18 protein-coding genes are annotated in these 15,637 nt (G+C 57.0%); 2 read left to right on the top strand and 16 right to left on the bottom strand.

Annotated elements, in window-relative coordinates; genetic code table 11:
* Positions 1-130 precede the first annotated feature (130 nt).
* From RCF31_RS23005 to RCF31_RS22975, 7 genes are read right to left on the bottom strand one after another with little or no spacing between them, the layout of a single operon-like run.
* Positions 131-1,072 (bottom strand): threonine ammonia-lyase, encoded by a 942-nt coding sequence (locus RCF31_RS23005; RefSeq protein WP_299456549.1) that lies wholly within the window; start codon positions 1,070-1,072, stop codon positions 131-133.
* The gene (locus RCF31_RS23000; protein ID WP_299456547.1) at positions 1,069-2,076 is read right to left on the bottom strand and encodes a succinylglutamate desuccinylase/aspartoacylase family protein; all 1,008 of its coding nucleotides are present in this window, start codon (positions 2,074-2,076) and stop codon (positions 1,069-1,071) included. The genes RCF31_RS23005 and RCF31_RS23000 overlap by 4 nt, the downstream gene beginning before the upstream one ends.
* Positions 2,077-2,081: 5 nt before the next feature.
* Positions 2,082-2,864, bottom strand: a complete 783-nt coding sequence (locus tag RCF31_RS22995) for a transporter substrate-binding domain-containing protein (RefSeq protein ID WP_299456545.1) — start codon at positions 2,862-2,864, stop codon at positions 2,082-2,084.
* 18 nt (positions 2,865-2,882) lie between these two features.
* Positions 2,883-3,611, bottom strand: a complete 729-nt coding sequence (locus RCF31_RS22990; protein WP_299456543.1) for an amino acid ABC transporter ATP-binding protein — start codon at positions 3,609-3,611, stop codon at positions 2,883-2,885.
* Positions 3,592-4,248: an amino acid ABC transporter permease gene (locus RCF31_RS22985; RefSeq protein ID WP_416413993.1), complete on the bottom strand. Its 657-nt coding sequence runs from the start codon at positions 4,246-4,248 to the stop codon at positions 3,592-3,594. Before RCF31_RS22985 ends, RCF31_RS22990 begins: the two co-directional genes overlap by 20 nt.
* A 2-nt stretch (positions 4,249-4,250) precedes the next feature.
* Positions 4,251-4,913 carry an amino acid ABC transporter permease gene (locus RCF31_RS22980; protein WP_416413991.1) on the bottom strand — a complete coding sequence of 221 codons (663 nt, stop codon included), beginning with the start codon at positions 4,911-4,913 and terminating at the stop codon, positions 4,251-4,253.
* Positions 4,897-5,424, bottom strand: coding sequence for a RidA family protein (locus RCF31_RS22975; RefSeq protein ID WP_299456537.1), 528 nt, complete (start codon positions 5,422-5,424; stop codon positions 4,897-4,899). The genes RCF31_RS22980 and RCF31_RS22975 overlap by 17 nt, the downstream gene beginning before the upstream one ends.
* A gap of 280 nt (positions 5,425-5,704) precedes the next feature.
* Here RCF31_RS22975 and RCF31_RS22970 point away from each other — a divergent pair, with 280 nt between their 5' ends.
* Positions 5,705-6,439 carry a FadR/GntR family transcriptional regulator gene (locus RCF31_RS22970; RefSeq protein ID WP_084878934.1) on the top strand — a complete coding sequence of 245 codons (735 nt, stop codon included), beginning with the start codon at positions 5,705-5,707 and terminating at the stop codon, positions 6,437-6,439.
* Positions 6,440-6,541: 102 nt separating this feature from the next.
* Here the strand turns inward: RCF31_RS22970 and RCF31_RS22965 are convergent, their stop codons facing one another.
* The 3 genes from RCF31_RS22965 to RCF31_RS22955 all read right to left on the bottom strand — a co-directional run bounded on the left by RCF31_RS22965 (position 6,542) and on the right by RCF31_RS22955 (position 7,640).
* Positions 6,542-6,694, bottom strand: a complete 153-nt coding sequence (locus RCF31_RS22965; protein WP_416413990.1) for a Hok/Gef family protein — start codon at positions 6,692-6,694, stop codon at positions 6,542-6,544.
* A 388-nt stretch (positions 6,695-7,082) separates the two neighbouring features.
* Positions 7,083-7,235 (bottom strand): Hok/Gef family protein, encoded by a 153-nt coding sequence (locus RCF31_RS22960; RefSeq protein WP_299456533.1) that lies wholly within the window; start codon positions 7,233-7,235, stop codon positions 7,083-7,085.
* A gap of 264 nt (positions 7,236-7,499) precedes the next feature.
* On the bottom strand, positions 7,500-7,640 hold the full coding sequence (locus tag RCF31_RS22955) for a hypothetical protein (RefSeq protein WP_416413989.1): 141 nt from the start codon (positions 7,638-7,640) through the stop codon (positions 7,500-7,502).
* Between the two features lie 87 nt (positions 7,641-7,727).
* Here RCF31_RS22955 and RCF31_RS22950 point away from each other — a divergent pair, with 87 nt between their 5' ends.
* Entirely contained in the window at positions 7,728-9,341 is a 1,614-nt protein-coding gene (locus RCF31_RS22950) for a dipeptide ABC transporter ATP-binding protein (protein WP_416413988.1), read from the top strand.
* On the opposite strand, the gene RCF31_RS22945 is transcribed toward RCF31_RS22950, so the two are convergent.
* The 6 genes from RCF31_RS22945 to RCF31_RS22920 form a co-directional block, all read right to left on the bottom strand.
* Positions 9,327-10,460, bottom strand: a complete 1,134-nt coding sequence (locus RCF31_RS22945; protein ID WP_416413986.1) for a hypothetical protein — start codon at positions 10,458-10,460, stop codon at positions 9,327-9,329. The two genes, RCF31_RS22950 and RCF31_RS22945, sit on opposite strands and share 15 nt — an antisense overlap.
* Before the next feature lie 82 nt (positions 10,461-10,542).
* On the bottom strand, positions 10,543-11,355 hold the full coding sequence (locus RCF31_RS22940; RefSeq protein WP_416413985.1) for a sulfurtransferase: 813 nt from the start codon (positions 11,353-11,355) through the stop codon (positions 10,543-10,545).
* On the bottom strand, positions 11,345-12,316 hold the full coding sequence (locus tag RCF31_RS22935; protein ID WP_416413984.1) for an ornithine cyclodeaminase: 972 nt from the start codon (positions 12,314-12,316) through the stop codon (positions 11,345-11,347). The genes RCF31_RS22940 and RCF31_RS22935 overlap by 11 nt, the downstream gene beginning before the upstream one ends.
* Positions 12,317-13,315, bottom strand: a complete 999-nt coding sequence (locus tag RCF31_RS22930) for a 1-aminocyclopropane-1-carboxylate deaminase/D-cysteine desulfhydrase (protein ID WP_299456520.1) — start codon at positions 13,313-13,315, stop codon at positions 12,317-12,319. It abuts the gene before it with no gap.
* A complete protein-coding gene (locus tag RCF31_RS22925; protein ID WP_416413983.1) occupies positions 13,299-14,726 on the bottom strand; it encodes a M20 family metallopeptidase in 1,428 nt (475 codons plus the stop codon). The genes RCF31_RS22930 and RCF31_RS22925 overlap by 17 nt, the downstream gene beginning before the upstream one ends.
* Positions 14,723-15,637, bottom strand: a complete 915-nt coding sequence (locus tag RCF31_RS22920; RefSeq protein ID WP_416413982.1) for an ABC transporter permease — start codon at positions 15,635-15,637, stop codon at positions 14,723-14,725. The genes RCF31_RS22925 and RCF31_RS22920 overlap by 4 nt, the downstream gene beginning before the upstream one ends.

Genomic DNA, 15,637 nt, shown 5'->3' with positions numbered 1-15,637 from the left:
ATATAGGGGTTTCATTTATGGCTTTTATTATAACACAGAGAAGTAAAAGGAGGGGGGTGATTTAGTGGCTTTAAATAAAGCCCTTAGTGGTAATTAACGCCAATAAGAGCTTCAAATAAACCCTTTAATCTTACATGCCGTTAGTGCCACTGCCGCACAGTACCACCGCGATTTTTTCATCGGGTTTGAGGGTAAACAGCTGTCGGGTGACCGCAGCAACAGCGGTGGCGGCCCCCAGCTCGATCGCCAGGCCAGTCGCCCCCCAGACCTCACGGGCAGAGGCTTCGACCTGGTCTTCCGGCACCAGCACGATCTCATCGACATACTCTTGCACCAGCGCAAAGTTGATGGCTTCCGTCGAACGTGCCGCGAGGATCGGGACGATGGTTTTGACCTGTTCCAGTTTCACGATGCGCTGCTGCTGACGGCAGGTCCACATCATCGGACAGCCCGCCGCTTCTACGCCGATAATACGAATGCCGGGCTTCAGTAATTTCGCCGCCTGTGCCACCCCGGCAATCAATCCCCCACCACCAATGGACACCACCAGCGTCTCTACTTCAGGCCATTGTTCAAGGATCTCCAGCGCCATGGTTCCCTGGCCGATAACCACGTCGCGGTCAGCATAGGGATGGAGTAACGCGCCACCCGTTTCCTGAATACGGGCACCTGCCGCATCCCAGCTCTGATCCCAGAAATCACCTTCCACTGTCAGCTTCGCACCGTAGCTTTCGATGCGCTGGCGCGTCAGTTCGGTGCTGGTGTTCATCACGAAGACATCCGTGGGGAGTTCCAGTTGCTGACCAACCCAGGCAACGGCCGCACCGAAGTTACCGCCCGATGCGGTGGCCAGTCCCTGATTGCGTACCGCTTGTGGCAGGTTAAGCACGCGGTTAAATGCGCCGCGTGCCTTAAAGGAACCTGTAACCTGTGAGCATTCTGCTTTCAGGCGCAGCTCAATACCGGGCACCGGTTGCCACGGTGCCGCCTCGACCAGTGGCGTTTTGCGCACCCAGGAACGCACACGATCCAGCGCTGCCTGGTAGTCATTCAGGGTAATATTTTCGCTCATGCCTGCTCCTTCGCGTTCAGGTCCTGCACCAGCACCGCCAGACTGTTGCCTTGTGCGGTAGCACCAAAGGTGCGCTGTGAATAGATACGTCCGCCCTGGGGGAAATGCACCGCCTGGGGTTGCGCGTGCGGTTCGGTCAGGCGATGCAGCCAGCCGGCCAGTTCACCGGCACTGACTTCATCGCCGATATCATGTAACGGCTCAAACCAGCCATCCCCGGGGGAGAGCAGATTGCCACCCGCAGGGATAAACACCTGGCGTGATGGCTCCGCAGGAACCCTTTCCGTGCTGATCACGCCCAGATGGTTCAGTACGCGTGTCACCGCAGCGCGGGTACGCCGGACGCCGCGCGGGGAGACACTGCCGTTCCAGCCCATTTCCGCCGCTATCGCCGGTAAGCCCAGATTGGCAGCTGCGCCACAGCTGGTACGGGGATCACCCATATTGTTGGTGACGACCGTCAGCGTGGCACCAAAGGCACGCGCCATCGCTTCACTGCGTTCACGCACCTGAGGATCGAGTTCTTCAGTGACCACTACCTGCGCGCTCTCTTCGATAAACAACGAGCTGCCACCGCTGTGCAGATCGATATAGAAATCGCACAGTGGGAAGATGGCATCGTGGATCCAGGCGGCAATCTGTTCGGTCGGCGTGCCCCACGGGTTACCCGGGAAGACGCGCGCCAGGTTTTTGTTGTCGAGCGGACTGACGCGCATTGAGGCACGCAGCGCCGGGGTATTGGCGCAGGGCAGCAGGATCAGACGCCCCTGTACCTGCTCCGGCGTCAGGTTGCGGATCAGTTCATTAATAATGATCGGACCTTCATACTCGTCGCCGTGAATACCGCCGGTAATCAACACCGTCGGGCCGCTGCCATTGGCGATCACCGTCAGTGGCATGGCAATGGTGCCCCAGGCGTCGGTATGGGCTGAAAGGGGTAAATGGGCGAAACCCACCTGCTTACCCTGGCGATGAAAATCGATTTCACTGAATACTGTGGACATGCTGACTACTCCGCCTTCAGATCGTTTTGTGCATCGTTAAACCATTTCTGGCGCAATGCAGGCAGTTCCCCGTCCTGGGTGCTTTTATCGATAAACTGATTAATCGCCGCCATCAGCTCGGGCTGACCTGGGCGAATGGCGATATAAGCCGGGCTTTTACGCAGCAGGTATTTCAGCGCGATATGCTTCGACGGGTTCTCCTGCGCCACCTTTTGCGCAATCAGGTTGTTTTCGGCAAACATCGGTGCCTGACCCGCCAAAAATGCGCTGACGGCGGAGGCGGTATCTTCCAGCCGCAGATAGTTGCCCTGCGGGTTTTGGTCACTCAGCGTCAGATCAGGCGTGGAACCCTTAGGTACGGCGATGGTGGCATTGCCGAGATCGCTCAGCTTATCGACTTTTTTTACGCTGTCACCGCCATACACGCCGAGGTAAACCGCCGCATAAGGTTCAGAAAAATTCACCAGCTTCGCGCGTTCCGGGCTGGAGCCAAGCGCGGCTATCAGCACATCCACTTTGCGCGACATCAGGTAAGGAATGCGGTTGGCTCCGGTGACCTGCTGCAATTGCAGTTTGACGCCCATGTTGTCGGCCAGCTTCTGCGCCAGTTCCACATCCAGCCCGGTGGGTTTACCGGCGGCATCAGTGAAGCCCCAGGGGGCGGCATCAACGGTGGTAGCGACACGCAGTACACCACGGGATTTGATGTCATCCAGCGAACTGGCCTGCGCCAGCAGCGGCAGGGTACAGAGCGCGATCAGCGCCAGGGTTTTGCCCATCATTTTCATGTGTTTTCTCCGGTGTAGTTAAGCTGGGGTTTGCACAAAGCGTTGTAATTCCGGGGTGCGGGGGGCACCAAACACCTCGGCGGGCTGCCCGCTTTCCCATACCTCGCCCTGATGCATAAAAATCACCTTGCTGGACACTTTGCGGGCAAAGGCCATTTCATGGGTGACGGCAATCATCGTCATGCCTTCTTTTGCCAGGTCTTCCATGACCCGCAGCACTTCACCCACCAATTCCGGGTCAAGTGCTGAGGTGGCCTCATCAAACAACATCACTTCAGGCGACATCGCCAGCGCACGGGCAATGGCGACACGCTGCTGCTGCCCCCCTGACAAGGAAGAGGGGAAAGCATCGCGCTTCTGTCCCAGCCCGACCTGCTCCAGCAGACGTTTTGCCAGCGCCGGGGCTTCCGCTTTGGTTATGCGTCGGGTCAATAGGGGTGCCAGCGTCACGTTCTCCGCCGCCGTCAGGTGGGGAAACAGGTTAAAACTCTGGAATACCATGCCTACGTTCTGGCGGAGTTTTTGCAGCTCGGCAGCGCTGCCGCCAACCTGCAGTCCTCCCACGTGGATGGTGCCGCTGTCCGGTTGCTCCAGCCCGTTAATACAGCGCAGCAGGGTGCTTTTGCCGGAACCACTTTTGCCAATAATGGTAACGATATCGCCACGTTCGACAGTGGTGGTGATACCCCGCAGAACTTCGTTTTGCCCAAAGCTTTTCCTGACTGCATCAATGACGACCAGCGACATGGAAACGTGCCTCCAGTTGAAGGGAAAGTCGCGCCAGCGGAAAACAAAGCGCGAAATAACAGAGCGCTACCAGCAGGTAGACCACCAGTGGTTGCAGAGTTGAACCACTGACAATCTGACCGGATCGGGTCAGCTCTACGAAACCCACCAGCGCAGCCAGTGAGGTGTTTTTGATTAGCTGCACCGAGAAGCCCACGGTGGGAGGCAGTGATAGACGAAACGCCTGCGGCAGGATGACGGTACGCAGCATTTGCAGCCGCGAGACCCCCAGCGACAGCGCGGCTTCCCACTGTCCTTTCGGCACCGCCATGATGCTTCCGCGCCAGATTTCCCCGAGAAATGCGCCTGCTGACAATGAAAAAGCGATCAGGGCGGCGGTAAAGGAACTGACATCAATACCGAGAAACATTGGCGTACCGAAAAACAGCAGGAACAACATGCCCAGCAGCGGAATGCCCTGAATCAGTTCGACATAAAACCAGGCGATACCCTGGAGCCAGCGCTGGTGGGAAGTGCGCGCTAAAGCGATCAGCAACCCGATCACCGCACCGCAGGCAAAGGTGGCGAGTGCCAGCAACAGCGTCCAGCGCAGAGCGCTGATGATCATCCAGATATCATGAAGAGAAATACCGCGCATGCTTACCTCCGCGCCTGAAAGCGATACCACAGGATACGCAGCAGCACTTTCATCAGACTGACGGCGAAAAAATAGAGGCCGCAAATCAGCAGATAAATTTCAAAGCTGCGAAAGGTACGTGAATCGACGAAACTGCCGCTGTGGAAGATCTCTTCCACGCCAATCTGGGAAATCAGGCTGGTGCCAATCAGCGTCAGCACCATCTGGCTGGCCAGCGCCGGGAAAACGTTCTGCATCGCCGGTAGCGTCAGTACATGGGTGATGATTTGTCGCTTTGACAGACCCAGCGCTTCACCCGCCTCAGTTAAGCCGCGTGGCAGAGAGAGAAAACCAGCACGTAAAATCTCCGTCATATAAGCCCCGCAATACAGCGACAGGGCGATAATGCCCGCCACCGGTGGCGAAAGATGCAGCCCGAGGCTGGGCAGGCCGAAGTAGATCAGAAACAGCTGTACCAGCGATGGCGTATTGCGGAAAAATTCCACATAACAGCGCACCACACGCCGCCAGCCACGCCGGGCGTAGACCAGCGTCAGGGCGCATATTGCCCCCAGTGTCAGACCGAACAGGATCGATAACAGGGCATAGATGGCGGTTTCCAGCAGTCCTTTTGCCAGTACATCGCAATAGGGTTGCAGGGCGACGAAATCAAAGACGTAATCCATCGGCAACCCCCTCCTCCAGTTCGAAAATCGCTTCAATCTCCACCGTCTGGTTTTGTGGCAGCGAACCGGCGCCAATGGCGGAACGTGCGCCACGGCCAATCTGCTCACCAAACACCTGTACAAAGAGATCGGAACAGCCATTGATCACTTGTGGATGCTGTTTGAATACCTCATGGGCATTGACCCAGCCCAGTAGCTTGACCACGCTTTTGACGGCTCCGAGATCGCCGGTTGCCTGACGCGCCACCGCCAGTAAATTCAGGCCAGTCAGGCGCGCGTGGTAGTAGGCATCTTCTACGCTGACCTCACTGCCAACTTTGCCGGTATAAAGATGACCATTGGCTTCCAGTGGCCCCTGTCCGGAGAGATAAAGAAAATTGCCAAACAGCCGCCAGGTGACAAAATTTGCCACCGGGGTCGGTACCGGTGGTAATTCAATGCCCAACGCCAGCAGATGGCCGCTTAAGCGACATTCAGCGGGAGAGAATGGCGCTGCGATGGATGTGTTCATTTTTTGCCCTGAGTGTGTTTTTTCGGCATTATGAACACGCTGGTTTTTAATGGTCAACCATTATGGTTAACCAATAAGTAAGATGTATGGCCGATTTGTGAGACGGTTCACGTTAAAGCCGGAGGACAGCAGGGTGGCATGATAAGTAAAGGATCTGGCTGGAAATAATGACCTGACTCTGGTCTAAAACGTTGCTCGCCGAGACGTCAATCTCAGGCTATAATCGCCGCCAGCTGACCAAATTGGTCAGCCATTTACAGGTATTTTCAGGAGTCGCCGGATGAACAGCACTGATGACATCTCACAGCGTATTGTCGGTCACGACAAAACCGCTGCGGTAAGCGTTTATCGTTCCATAATGCAGGCCATCCGCGATGGGGATCTGAAAGCGGGTGATAAGTTGCCCAATGAGCGTGAGCTGGCGCGCCGCTTTGATACTTCCCGCAGCACCATTCGTAACGTGCTGGCCATGATGTCTACCCAGGGGTTGGTAACGCGTAAAGTCGGCAGCGGATCTTACTTATCCGATAACCTGCAAAACCAACTCAATGATGCCGATCGGCCGGTGGCCGCCTGGCATAAAGAAGTCCCGACCTATAGCGAAATCCTTGAAGGTCGCCTGCTGTTTGAACCGATGATGATGCAGCTGGTCACGGCGCGTGCGACAGAGGAAGATTTCACCAAAATGCGCCACCATTTGCAGGGCATTCGCGAGGCTCAGGAGTGGCTGCTGTATAAAGAACATATCTATGCGGTACACCAGGCGATGTTTGCTGCCACTCGCAACCGCTTTCTGATCCAGATTTTCGATAACGTAATCGCTGACCGGCGTGCGGTGCAGTATGACGGACAACATTCACTGCACTCGGCGGTTAATGAGATTGTGCGCGAGCAGACGCTGCGCGAGCTGACGCCGCTGGTAGAAGCACTGGAAGCCCGCGACGGTAAGCTGGCCCAGAAACGCGCGGATGATTACTTTACCCGAATTCTTGCCTCTCTGAGTGTTTACGGTTAACCACAGGACTGACAGCCTGAAGTGGGCGTGAAAAGAAGGGTGCCTGAGAGCCCGTGCCTGACAACAACCGGAACGGCGGGATGACTCCCGCCGTGGTGACCCTTACCTGATAGATTCACAGGCCATTGAAACAGCCACCTCCATGAAGTGGGGGCGGAAGCGTATCTCACAGAGATCCTTGCGCGAGCCCAGTATGACGGCGGTCACCGCCATGATCATAAAGGAGGCGAATAGCATCGCCGTAAACTGTTTCATGGTTGCTTCTCCTTCTTGCCTTGCGGCGCGTAAGAGGCTACCTTTATGTTGCGAGCATAAGGGGGCCTCAGGTTGATGGAAAATCTCTTGGGGCTTTTCTCTTTCTGCCGTCAGCCATGCTTAAGACAGAAAGTCTCAAGCACCCGCCGCAAGTCTACGCTGTGCCGCCTGATACTACAATTCTGCTAATGAGTAACGCGTGGAAGTAATCACACTGCGACTCCAGGCATTTATCCTGTTAAATCAGCGGTAAAGGCTATTTCCCGTGAAAAGCGATATTTGACGGAAAGGTGAAATTGAGTGGGGAACCGGGCGGGGAAGAAGGGTGCCTGAGAGCCCGTGCCTGACAACAACCGGAACGGCGGGATGACTCCCGCCGTGGTGACCCTTACCTGATAGATTCACAGGCCATTGAAACAGCCACCTCCATGAAGCGGGTGCGGAAGCGTATCTCACAGAGATCCTTGCGCGAGCCCAGTATGGCGGCGGTCACCGCCATGATCATAAAGGAAGCGAATAGCATCGCCGTAAACTGCTTCATGGTTGCTTCTCCTTCTTGCCTTGCGGCGCGTAAGAGGCTACCTTTATGTTGCGAAGCATAAAGAGCGGCCTCAGGTTGATGAAAATCTCCTGGGGCTTTTCTCTTTCTGCCGTCAGCCATGCTTAAGACAGAAAGTCTCAAGCACCCGCCGCAAGTCTACGCTGTGCCACCTGATACTACAATTCTGCTAATGAGTAACGCGATGATGTAATAGCATGACAGGATGACTGGTTATTGATTAAAAATCAGATGGATAGTGATTTTCTATGCCGGGAAAGGGTTTAACTGATAGCGAAACAGGCCCGGGCCTCCATCCTTGCTGTGCACCACGTTCATTTGTCGGAATGCCCATGACAATGCCAGAATGGGGAAAATCCCTTCGCGGGTGTCTTCCTTTATATCCATAATCCTCCCGTCATAACCTAACGTTCTTGTTGGCTTTTCACTCAGGATATATCCTGTATCTTTCTGCTTTTTCGGATCTATTGCCTTATGAATGCAGCCACGCGTCTGCTCTCTGTAGAACACCTCAGTCTGGCAACGCATGACCACCGCGTGCTGGTGGATGATGTGTCTTTCCATCTCGACCAGCGGGAAATTCTGGCGCTGGTGGGGGAATCGGGTTCCGGCAAGACGCTCACCTCGCTGGCGTTAATGAACCTGCTGCCTGCAAACGTCCTGCAAACCGCAGGAACGTTGCGTTTTCAGGACGAAGTGCTGGATGCGCGACGCATTGCCTCGCTGCGTGGTTGCCGTATCGCTACCGTATTTCAGGAACCGATGACCAGCATGAACCCAACGCTGCGCATCGGTGAGCAGATTGCTGAGGTGCTGGTGCGCCATCGTCAGTTCAGCTGGAAGCAGGCGCAACGTGAAGCGATAGCTCTGCTCGATCGGGTGGGCATCGTCAATCCTCAGCAGCGGGCGCGGCAATATATTCATCAGCTCTCGGGTGGTATGCGCCAGCGTGTGATGATTGCCAGTGCCATCAGCGGACAACCTGACGTGCTGATTGCTGATGAACCCACCACCGCGCTTGACGTCACTATTCAGGTACAAATCCTGTCGCTGTTGCAGGAATTGCAGCAGGAAATGGGGATGGGTATGTTGCTGATTACCCACGATCTCTCCGTCGTTGCACGCTATGCGCATCGGGTCTGCGTGATGCAACAGGGGCGTCTGGTTGAGCAGGGGGATGTGGTCAGCACTCTCGGCACGCCAGCGCATCCCTATACGCGTAAACTGATTAACGCTTCACTGTCTCATCTTCCCCCGGTGGTTCCCGTTCGTGAGAGCCAGACGCCACTGCTGGTGCTCAACAACATTTGTAAAAGCTACCCGATACCAGGTCGGTTGCCGCTGTGGCCAGCCAAACGCCAGACGGTGCTGCATCCCACCAGTTTGCAAATCCAGCAGGGGGAAATCGTCGGTCTGATTGGTGAGTCAGGATCGGGCAAAACCACCTTGGGCAGCGCGGCGATAGGCCTGATAGAAGCTGACAGTGGAGAGGTACAATTTCAGGGCCAGCGGCTACAGGGGCGGCAGCTCAGTACCCTGCGCCGTCACGCGCAGATCATTTTCCAGGACCCTTATGCCAGCCTGAATCCAAAAATCGCTGTCGGGGAACAGATCGCCGAACCGCTGCGCGTCTGGCAATTACGTCACGGTAAAGGTATCGATGCGCGCGTTAATGAGTTGCTGGATTTGGTGGGGTTAAAACCGGAACATGCCAGCCGCCTGCCTGGTGCATTTTCCGGTGGTCAGCGTCAGCGCATCGCCATTGCTCGCGCACTGGCGATGGAGCCAAAACTGCTGGTGGCGGATGAAGCCGTAGCCGCGCTTGATCTCTCGGTGCGCGGCCAGGTGCTTGCGCTGTTCAGCGAGTTACGGGAAAAGCTGGGTTTGTCGGTATTGTTTATCAGCCACGATCTCAGTGCGGTGCAGCAGCTTTGTGATCGGGTGGTGGTGATGTACCACGGGCGAATTGTGGAGGCGGGTGCGACTGCCAGTGTGGTCGGAGATCCTCAGGAGAGTTATACCCGTCAGCTACTGGCAGCAGCTCCCAACATTCAGCAGGCACTGGCCGGGCGGTCAGCGTCGTTGTGACAGCGGTGCCACCGGGGGAGTGACATGACAAGTTGCCTCCCGGTAAAAAATGCTATTGAGCTGGTCATCACGATAGGTTTGTATTTGCATCAGTGCCAATCTGGCGCGTTGTTTCTGGTATTCTTCATCGCTCAGCTGTAATTGTTGCACCGCTTCTGCCTGAAAGACTTTATCAATATCGTAACTCGATGCGAACAAGGCCCATTCCAGGAACGGGTCTTCATTTTTTTCAATATCCTGGCGGATGACGGCCTGCACCGTTTCTTCAATTCGCACAATAATGGTCAGTCGTCGCTGCAGGATACAGATGTCTGTCTCATCGAGATGGTGGTTATGTGCAAGAATGTCGTCAACATCCCGCATGCTGACCCTGATACCGAGGGTCAATTTCGCCAGAAATTCCTGTTCAGCTTTATCAATGTATTCGCCAACTATGCGGGTTCGCTGATTTTCAGCTTCGGCTAATCGGATCCGCGTTGTGGTTATTTCATGCTGCATATGCTGTAAACGGGGATGATCGGCTTGCGAGGCTGGATGCTCACTCTGAAGCATCGCGGGTGAGGTTGCCTGGGTGATTTCCTGCCTGAATCCGGGATGGTCAACGGCTAACAGCAGCCGACAGAGCGGGTTCTTCGCCACGATCACCCGCAGTACATTGTAATTGTTCTCCGTCGTGAGCGTTGGTGTGCCTGCTTCGTCTAACACCCTTTTTAATTTCTCTACCCACTCTGCGCCCGTTTGATATGCACGGTCCATTGCGCGGATAAACATCGCTTCAGTGGCAATATCAGCCGCAGTAAATGGCGGAACGCCAGCCTCCGATGTTTCATCTGACGCGAGAATGGCGCTAACGATGTTTTCCAGCACACTTTCTAAGTGCGGGGAATGTGGTTTTCCGGGGCGATAAGGATAATCGCTGATGGAGGATTGCAGCGTTTTCAGCACCGCTTCACCCGCTTTGGTGGTGATGACTGATTCGTGGTGATGAGAAGACAAATATTGGCGTGTATTGTGTATTTGCACGATACGGGTGGGGCGGTTTACTGGCTGCGCAGCAGGCGCGATATTCAGCCGCTGCGGACCGGATGAAGATGAGACAATCGGCATGTTTTCCTCCATGAATGCCAGGCTCCAGATAGCGAACCTATTACATCCTGGTCAGGACGGGAAAAAATCGACGCCGATCGCCTTTCACGGGAATTCAGGGAAGCAGGGGGAGCTCGTCGTGTTCTGCCCATTCATGCCAGGAACCGACATAAATGGCGACAGTGTCATAACCGGCCATTTTGAGCGCCGCCAGAATAGTCGCTGCACGCGCGCCGCGATGGCAATAAACCTGCAATTGCGCATCGCGTGGCAGACCGGCAGCTTCCGCTCGCCGTGCAATCTCAGCAACAGGCAGAAAGTGGCCATTCTCCAGCACATCTTCCCAGAACAGCAGCACTGAGTGCGGAATACGTCCGGCACGATGACAACATTCATGCACAAAGCTGCCATCAAATTCAGTCGGGCGACGTGCATCAACGTTAATGATTTTTTTGCCATCAGCGGCGATAACCTGCTGACGGCTACTGGCCCAGCGCCGGTCCCAAATGACCGCAGGCGAAGATGCCTGCTGCGTGACGGTGTAACTTAATCCTTCGCCGGGTTGCAGACCATAGCCTGCCGCTACCCAGGCATCGACACCGCCATCAAGAATTAATGCGTCATCCCGGCCCAGCAGCCAGGCGAACCAGGCTCCGCGAGGCGAGCGCATCCCGACCTGCTGTTCGAAAAATACCGGCGTTGCGGTCGGATCAGCCGCAAACAAAGGCTGGAGTGCTGCCGCAGCGTCGGCGGCCATTTTCTCCAGCCCCTCCGGCGTGCAATCTGCAATAAAGTAGTCGTAAACGTTGCAGTGCTGAGCATCGGGTAGCGTGGCGGCTTGCCACTGCCCCGCATCGCGTACATCAATTAGCAGGAAATGTTCCCCACGCGACTTTCTCATGCCCAGCTCGCTGGCTTTAATGATCATCCGCGACTCCGTTAAACAGGGGGTGTAGCGTTCCCAGTTGCTGTTGCTCTGCGGCCGCCAGTACGCGGGCGGCAAGGGCGATATCAAACACATTCAACCCGAAAGAGGAGAAATACACGCTGTCATCGGCAGCAGGTCGCCAGCCATCGATCACCAGCGTTTCCAGTGTGGCGGCCACATCCTGTGCGGCAAACTCACCTGCGCGGTACATCTGAAACAGGCTTTTGGCACTACGCTCGGCAAAATCCCCCCAGGCATCAACAACCACCTGGCTGCTGGCCTTGATCGCGGCAAAACTGACTTCGTGATAACCCACCTGAACGATCAACCGGCCAGGTTGTACTGCACAGGTATCGACGATCGGTTGTGCGGCACTGGTGCAGGTAATCACCGTGTCATAGGGGCGAGCCAATGCGGCAGCGAGATCGGGTTCTGGTGTAATCGCGGAGCAGCCAGCCACTTTTTCTGGCGTGCGATTCCACATGCCGATCTGCGTGATCGCCGGGAAAAGATGTTGCAACATGCGCAGATGCGCCTGTGCGTGCAGACCTGCTCCCAGCAGCAATACGCGTTGCACCGGGCGCGGAGCAGCATATTGCAGTGCCAGCGCGGTCACCGCAGCAGTGCGCGCGGCCGTTAATGCACCACTGGCCAGCAGACCACGGGGGACGCCGGTCAGGGCATCGTTGATCAGCGTCACCGCCAGCGCGGCGGGTAACGCATCAGGGCGTTGCGGGCGATGTGCAGTCCACTTCACGCCCGCAGCATTAAAATGTCCGCCAACCCTGGCGGGGAGTGCGTAGGCTTTACCGAGCGGAGTGGCGAGGTCAATATGATTCTCGGCAGGCATTTGTGCCTCGCCGGAACGCATTAACCCGATCACCGCCCGGACATCCGCCAGTGCCAGCGCGGGATCGTCACCACCCAGCAGTGCGACCGTGGCTTCATCCAGCACGCGCATTTACCGCTCCAGCAGCCGATCGGCGAAGGGATACAGTGCCGGGGATCCGCCGCAGTGCACGAAAGTCACGCGGGAACCCGGCGGGATGCGACCCTGTTCAACCAGCGACAGTAATCCGTGCATCGCTTTACCGGTATAGACCGGATCGAGCAACACGCCTTCCTGCTGTGCCAGTTGATAAATGGCATCGATACCGCCCGCAGATGGGATACCGTAAGCCTCACCGACGTAGCTGTCCTCAATCCAGATGTCTTCCGGTTGCCAGCGTTGTGGCCATTGCAGAAGATCGGCACAATCCTGCGCCATACCTGAAATTCGTGGCTGGAACCACTCCGCTTTGGCACTGACGCTGATGCCGATAACCTGCGTTTGCGGCCAGTAGCGACGTGTGCCGACGTGCAACCCGGCGAGGGTGCCGCCGGAACCGGTAGGGGCAATGATAAAATCCGGTGCCGGCTCGTCGCGTTCCGCCAGTTGTGCGCTGATTTCTTCAACTGCACGCACATAACCCAGCGCGCCGAGCGGCGTCGCACCACCCAGTGGGATGATCATCGGCTTTTCGCCGCGTGCGGTAGCCGCATCGGCGTGGGCCTGCATCGCCCCTTCGATCTGGCTGAAATAGCCATCCGGGTCGAGAAACTGCACCTCGGCACCGAATAGCTTGTCGAGCAGCAGATTGCCCTGCCAGCTGGCAGGGGGATTGCCACGCAGGACCAGCACCGGACGCATACCAAACTTACGCGCCGCCGCTGCGACCATTCGGGCGTGGTTTGACTGATGTCCGCCGGTGGTGATTACCACGTTGACGCCCGCCTGGCAGGCTTCTGCCATCAGGTACTCCAGCTTGCGGACTTTATTGCCGCCGCCGCCGAAGCCACTGTAATCATCACGTTTGATCGTTAAAGAAATCCCCAACGCCTCCCCGAGCCGGGGTAGCGGCTCGAGCGGCGTTGGGAAGAACCCCAACGGAACGCGTTTAAAATCATCGACTTTCTTCATGGTTGTTACCTGTAATATTTTGTTTTGGTACTTCTCTGGTGTTTCCCTGGTGTGGCGCGACCCGGCCAAAGGCCGGATCATTGAATGCGGTGAGCCACAGGCTCAGTGACTGCTGGAAGCGTTCCAGTCCGGTCAGCGTGACAAACTCGTTAACGGCATGGGCGTTGCCGCCATGGCCCAGCCCGCCAATCAGAAAGGCGGGCGCAATGGCGGCGAAGGCGTAGGCGGGGGCGCATCCCGGTGCCCACGGCCAGATTTGCGGGTCCGCTCCCAGCGTCTGATAGCTGGCAATCAACTCATCGACACCGCGCGCATGGCGGCGGAAGCGGGTACCGGGATAGCGATCCAATAACTCAAGCGTGGTGCCGGAGAGATCCGGTTGCGTAAGACGTTGTTGCGCGGCGCTAATCATCGCGTCCTGATCAAAATCAGGCGGGATGCGGAAGGCCAGTTCGGCACTGGCGCGATAAGGGATGACCCCACGTCCGCCGGTGGGATCGCTGTGTAACTCGGCCAGCGTCAGCACTGCGCTGCCCAGCAACGTTTGCAGGCAGGTGACGGTGTCACCTGCAATCATCAGGCGCTGACTGCGGCGGAAGCGTAATTCGTCATCAATACTGAATGACTGCGCCAGGGTGGTCAGCAACCCGGTAGCTTCATCATCAGGTGCGATATAGCCGAGCACGCCGCTCTGGCTGGCGGGTGCGATGGCATCCAGCGCCTGCACCATACGCCAGGCAGGGTTGGCAATCCAGCCAGCATTGCTGGCATGAATGGCTTCAGCCGGGCCACCCCAGTCACCACCGGTGACGCTTAAGCGTCCGTTAGCGAGACCGGTAAAGCCAAGATAGACGCGGGGCGCGCCGCCACCATATTCACAAAGTGACGGAAACAGCACCGCCTCGGCAGGCGCAACGGGACAGGGTTGCTGCGCGAGGTAACGCCGCAGCGTGCCACTGCCGATCTCCTCTTCACCTTCCAGCAGGATTTCCAGGTTGAAAGCGAGTTGATTGTCCTGCAACAGTTCGCGCAGCAGGATCAGCATCGCCGCGACCGGCCCCTTATTATTCTCGGCACCACGTCCGACAAAGACATCGCCCAGCTCGTCCCAGTGGCAAACGCCACCCGTGAACGGGGGCACATCCCAGCCTGCGTCATTAGCAGGCATCACGTCGTACATGTTGTAGAGCACGACTGTTTTGCTGGCACCGGTATCGATACGCACATGCACCACCGGGGGTGTCTCGGCAGGTTGCGCGTTAACCGGATAGATGGCCGTCGCGTGCAGCTGCTCCACCATCCAGCTTTCCAGCCAGGCGGCAAGACCGCGCTGTGCCGCAAGCTGACCCGCCACGCTTGGCCAGCGCGTTAACTCACTCAGCAGGTCTAAGGTGGCGGTAAGTCGGCTCACAGGCGGATCCTCGGGTTAAGCACCAGATACAGCAGGTCGATCAGCAAATTGATCACCACAAACACCAGCGCGGCCAGCAGCACGATGGCCTGCACCAGCGGGAAGTCGCGGTTCTGAATCGCCTGAATCGCCAGACGACCAATTCCCGGCCAGGCAAAGATAATCTCAGTCACCAGCGCACCACCCAGTAGCGAGGCAAAGTACATGCCCTGCACGGTAATCACCGGAATCAACGCATTGCGCAACCCATGTCGTACCACGATGCGCCAGGCGCTCAGCCCTTTAGCACGTGCGGTGCGGATATAATCCTGTTGCAGCACATCCAGCAGACTGGCGCGGGTCAGACGCGCGACGGCGCTCATATAAAACGCCCCCAGGCTGATAGCGGGCATAATCAGCGCGGAAAAGCTGCCGTAGCCACTGGAGGGCAGCCATTGCAGATGAAGGCTGAAGAATAAGATCATCAGCAGTCCCAGCCAGAACACTGGCACGGCCTGGCCGCTAAAGGCCACCAGGCGGCAAAGCAAATCCCAGAAGCTGTGTGGTCGCAGGGCGCTGACGATGCCCAGCAGCAGACCGAGTAACGAGCTCCAGGCCAGCGCACTGACAGCCAGCAGGGCGGTGGCGGGCAACCGCTCGCCAATCAGCGCCAGCACGGGCTGGCTGTAGCGCAGCGATTCACCGAAATCACCCTGTAGCACGCCGCTCAGGTAATGACCGTACTGCCACAGCAGCGGACGGTCGAAGCCCATGCTGTGACGAAAGTGAGCGATTTCCTGCTGGCTGGAACCCGGCGGCATCATTAACGCTGCCGGATCACCGGTCAGATGCAGGCTGAAGAAAATCAGCAGCGATACCCCCAGCAGCACCAGCACCGACTGACCGAGGCGGTTGATTAAAATGTTCAGCAT

The sequence above is a fragment of the Pantoea sp. App145 genome, from assembly GCF_047947045.1.
Lineage (GTDB): Bacteria > Pseudomonadota > Gammaproteobacteria > Enterobacterales > Enterobacteriaceae > Pantoea.
The sequence above is the reverse complement of the archived record's forward strand: the minus strand, read 5'-3'. Positions and strand labels throughout refer to the sequence as shown.

What these genes read in the sequence shown, in the direction of transcription:
- RCF31_RS23005 (WP_299456549.1), bottom strand. Translation starts at nt 1,072, where the DNA reads ATGAGCGAAAATATTACCCTGAATGACTACCAGGCAGCGCTGGATCGT.
- RCF31_RS23000 (WP_299456547.1), bottom strand. Translation starts at nt 2,076, where the DNA reads ATGTCCACAGTATTCAGTGAAATCGATTTTCATCGCCAGGGTAAGCAG.
- RCF31_RS22995 (WP_299456545.1), bottom strand. Translation starts at nt 2,864, where the DNA reads ATGAAAATGATGGGCAAAACCCTGGCGCTGATCGCGCTCTGTACCCTG.
- RCF31_RS22990 (WP_299456543.1), bottom strand. Translation starts at nt 3,611, where the DNA reads ATGTCGCTGGTCGTCATTGATGCAGTCAGGAAAAGCTTTGGGCAAAAC.
- RCF31_RS22985 (WP_416413993.1), bottom strand. Translation starts at nt 4,248, where the DNA reads ATGCGCGGTATTTCTCTTCATGATATCTGGATGATCATCAGCGCTCTG.
- RCF31_RS22980 (WP_416413991.1), bottom strand. Translation starts at nt 4,913, where the DNA reads ATGGATTACGTCTTTGATTTCGTCGCCCTGCAACCCTATTGCGATGTA.
- RCF31_RS22975 (WP_299456537.1), bottom strand. Translation starts at nt 5,424, where the DNA reads ATGAACACATCCATCGCAGCGCCATTCTCTCCCGCTGAATGTCGCTTA.
- RCF31_RS22970 (WP_084878934.1), top strand. Translation starts at nt 5,705, where the DNA reads ATGAACAGCACTGATGACATCTCACAGCGTATTGTCGGTCACGACAAA.
- RCF31_RS22965 (WP_416413990.1), bottom strand. Translation starts at nt 6,694, where the DNA reads ATGAAACAGTTTACGGCGATGCTATTCGCCTCCTTTATGATCATGGCG.
- RCF31_RS22960 (WP_299456533.1), bottom strand. Translation starts at nt 7,235, where the DNA reads ATGAAGCAGTTTACGGCGATGCTATTCGCTTCCTTTATGATCATGGCG.
- RCF31_RS22955 (WP_416413989.1), bottom strand. Translation starts at nt 7,640, where the DNA reads ATGGATATAAAGGAAGACACCCGCGAAGGGATTTTCCCCATTCTGGCA.
- RCF31_RS22950 (WP_416413988.1), top strand. Translation starts at nt 7,728, where the DNA reads ATGAATGCAGCCACGCGTCTGCTCTCTGTAGAACACCTCAGTCTGGCA.
- RCF31_RS22945 (WP_416413986.1), bottom strand. Translation starts at nt 10,460, where the DNA reads ATGGAGGAAAACATGCCGATTGTCTCATCTTCATCCGGTCCGCAGCGG.
- RCF31_RS22940 (WP_416413985.1), bottom strand. Translation starts at nt 11,355, where the DNA reads ATGATCATTAAAGCCAGCGAGCTGGGCATGAGAAAGTCGCGTGGGGAA.
- RCF31_RS22935 (WP_416413984.1), bottom strand. Translation starts at nt 12,316, where the DNA reads ATGCGCGTGCTGGATGAAGCCACGGTCGCACTGCTGGGTGGTGACGAT.
- RCF31_RS22930 (WP_299456520.1), bottom strand. Translation starts at nt 13,315, where the DNA reads ATGAAGAAAGTCGATGATTTTAAACGCGTTCCGTTGGGGTTCTTCCCA.
- RCF31_RS22920 (WP_416413982.1), bottom strand. Translation starts at nt 15,637, where the DNA reads ATGCTGAACATTTTAATCAACCGCCTCGGTCAGTCGGTGCTGGTGCTG.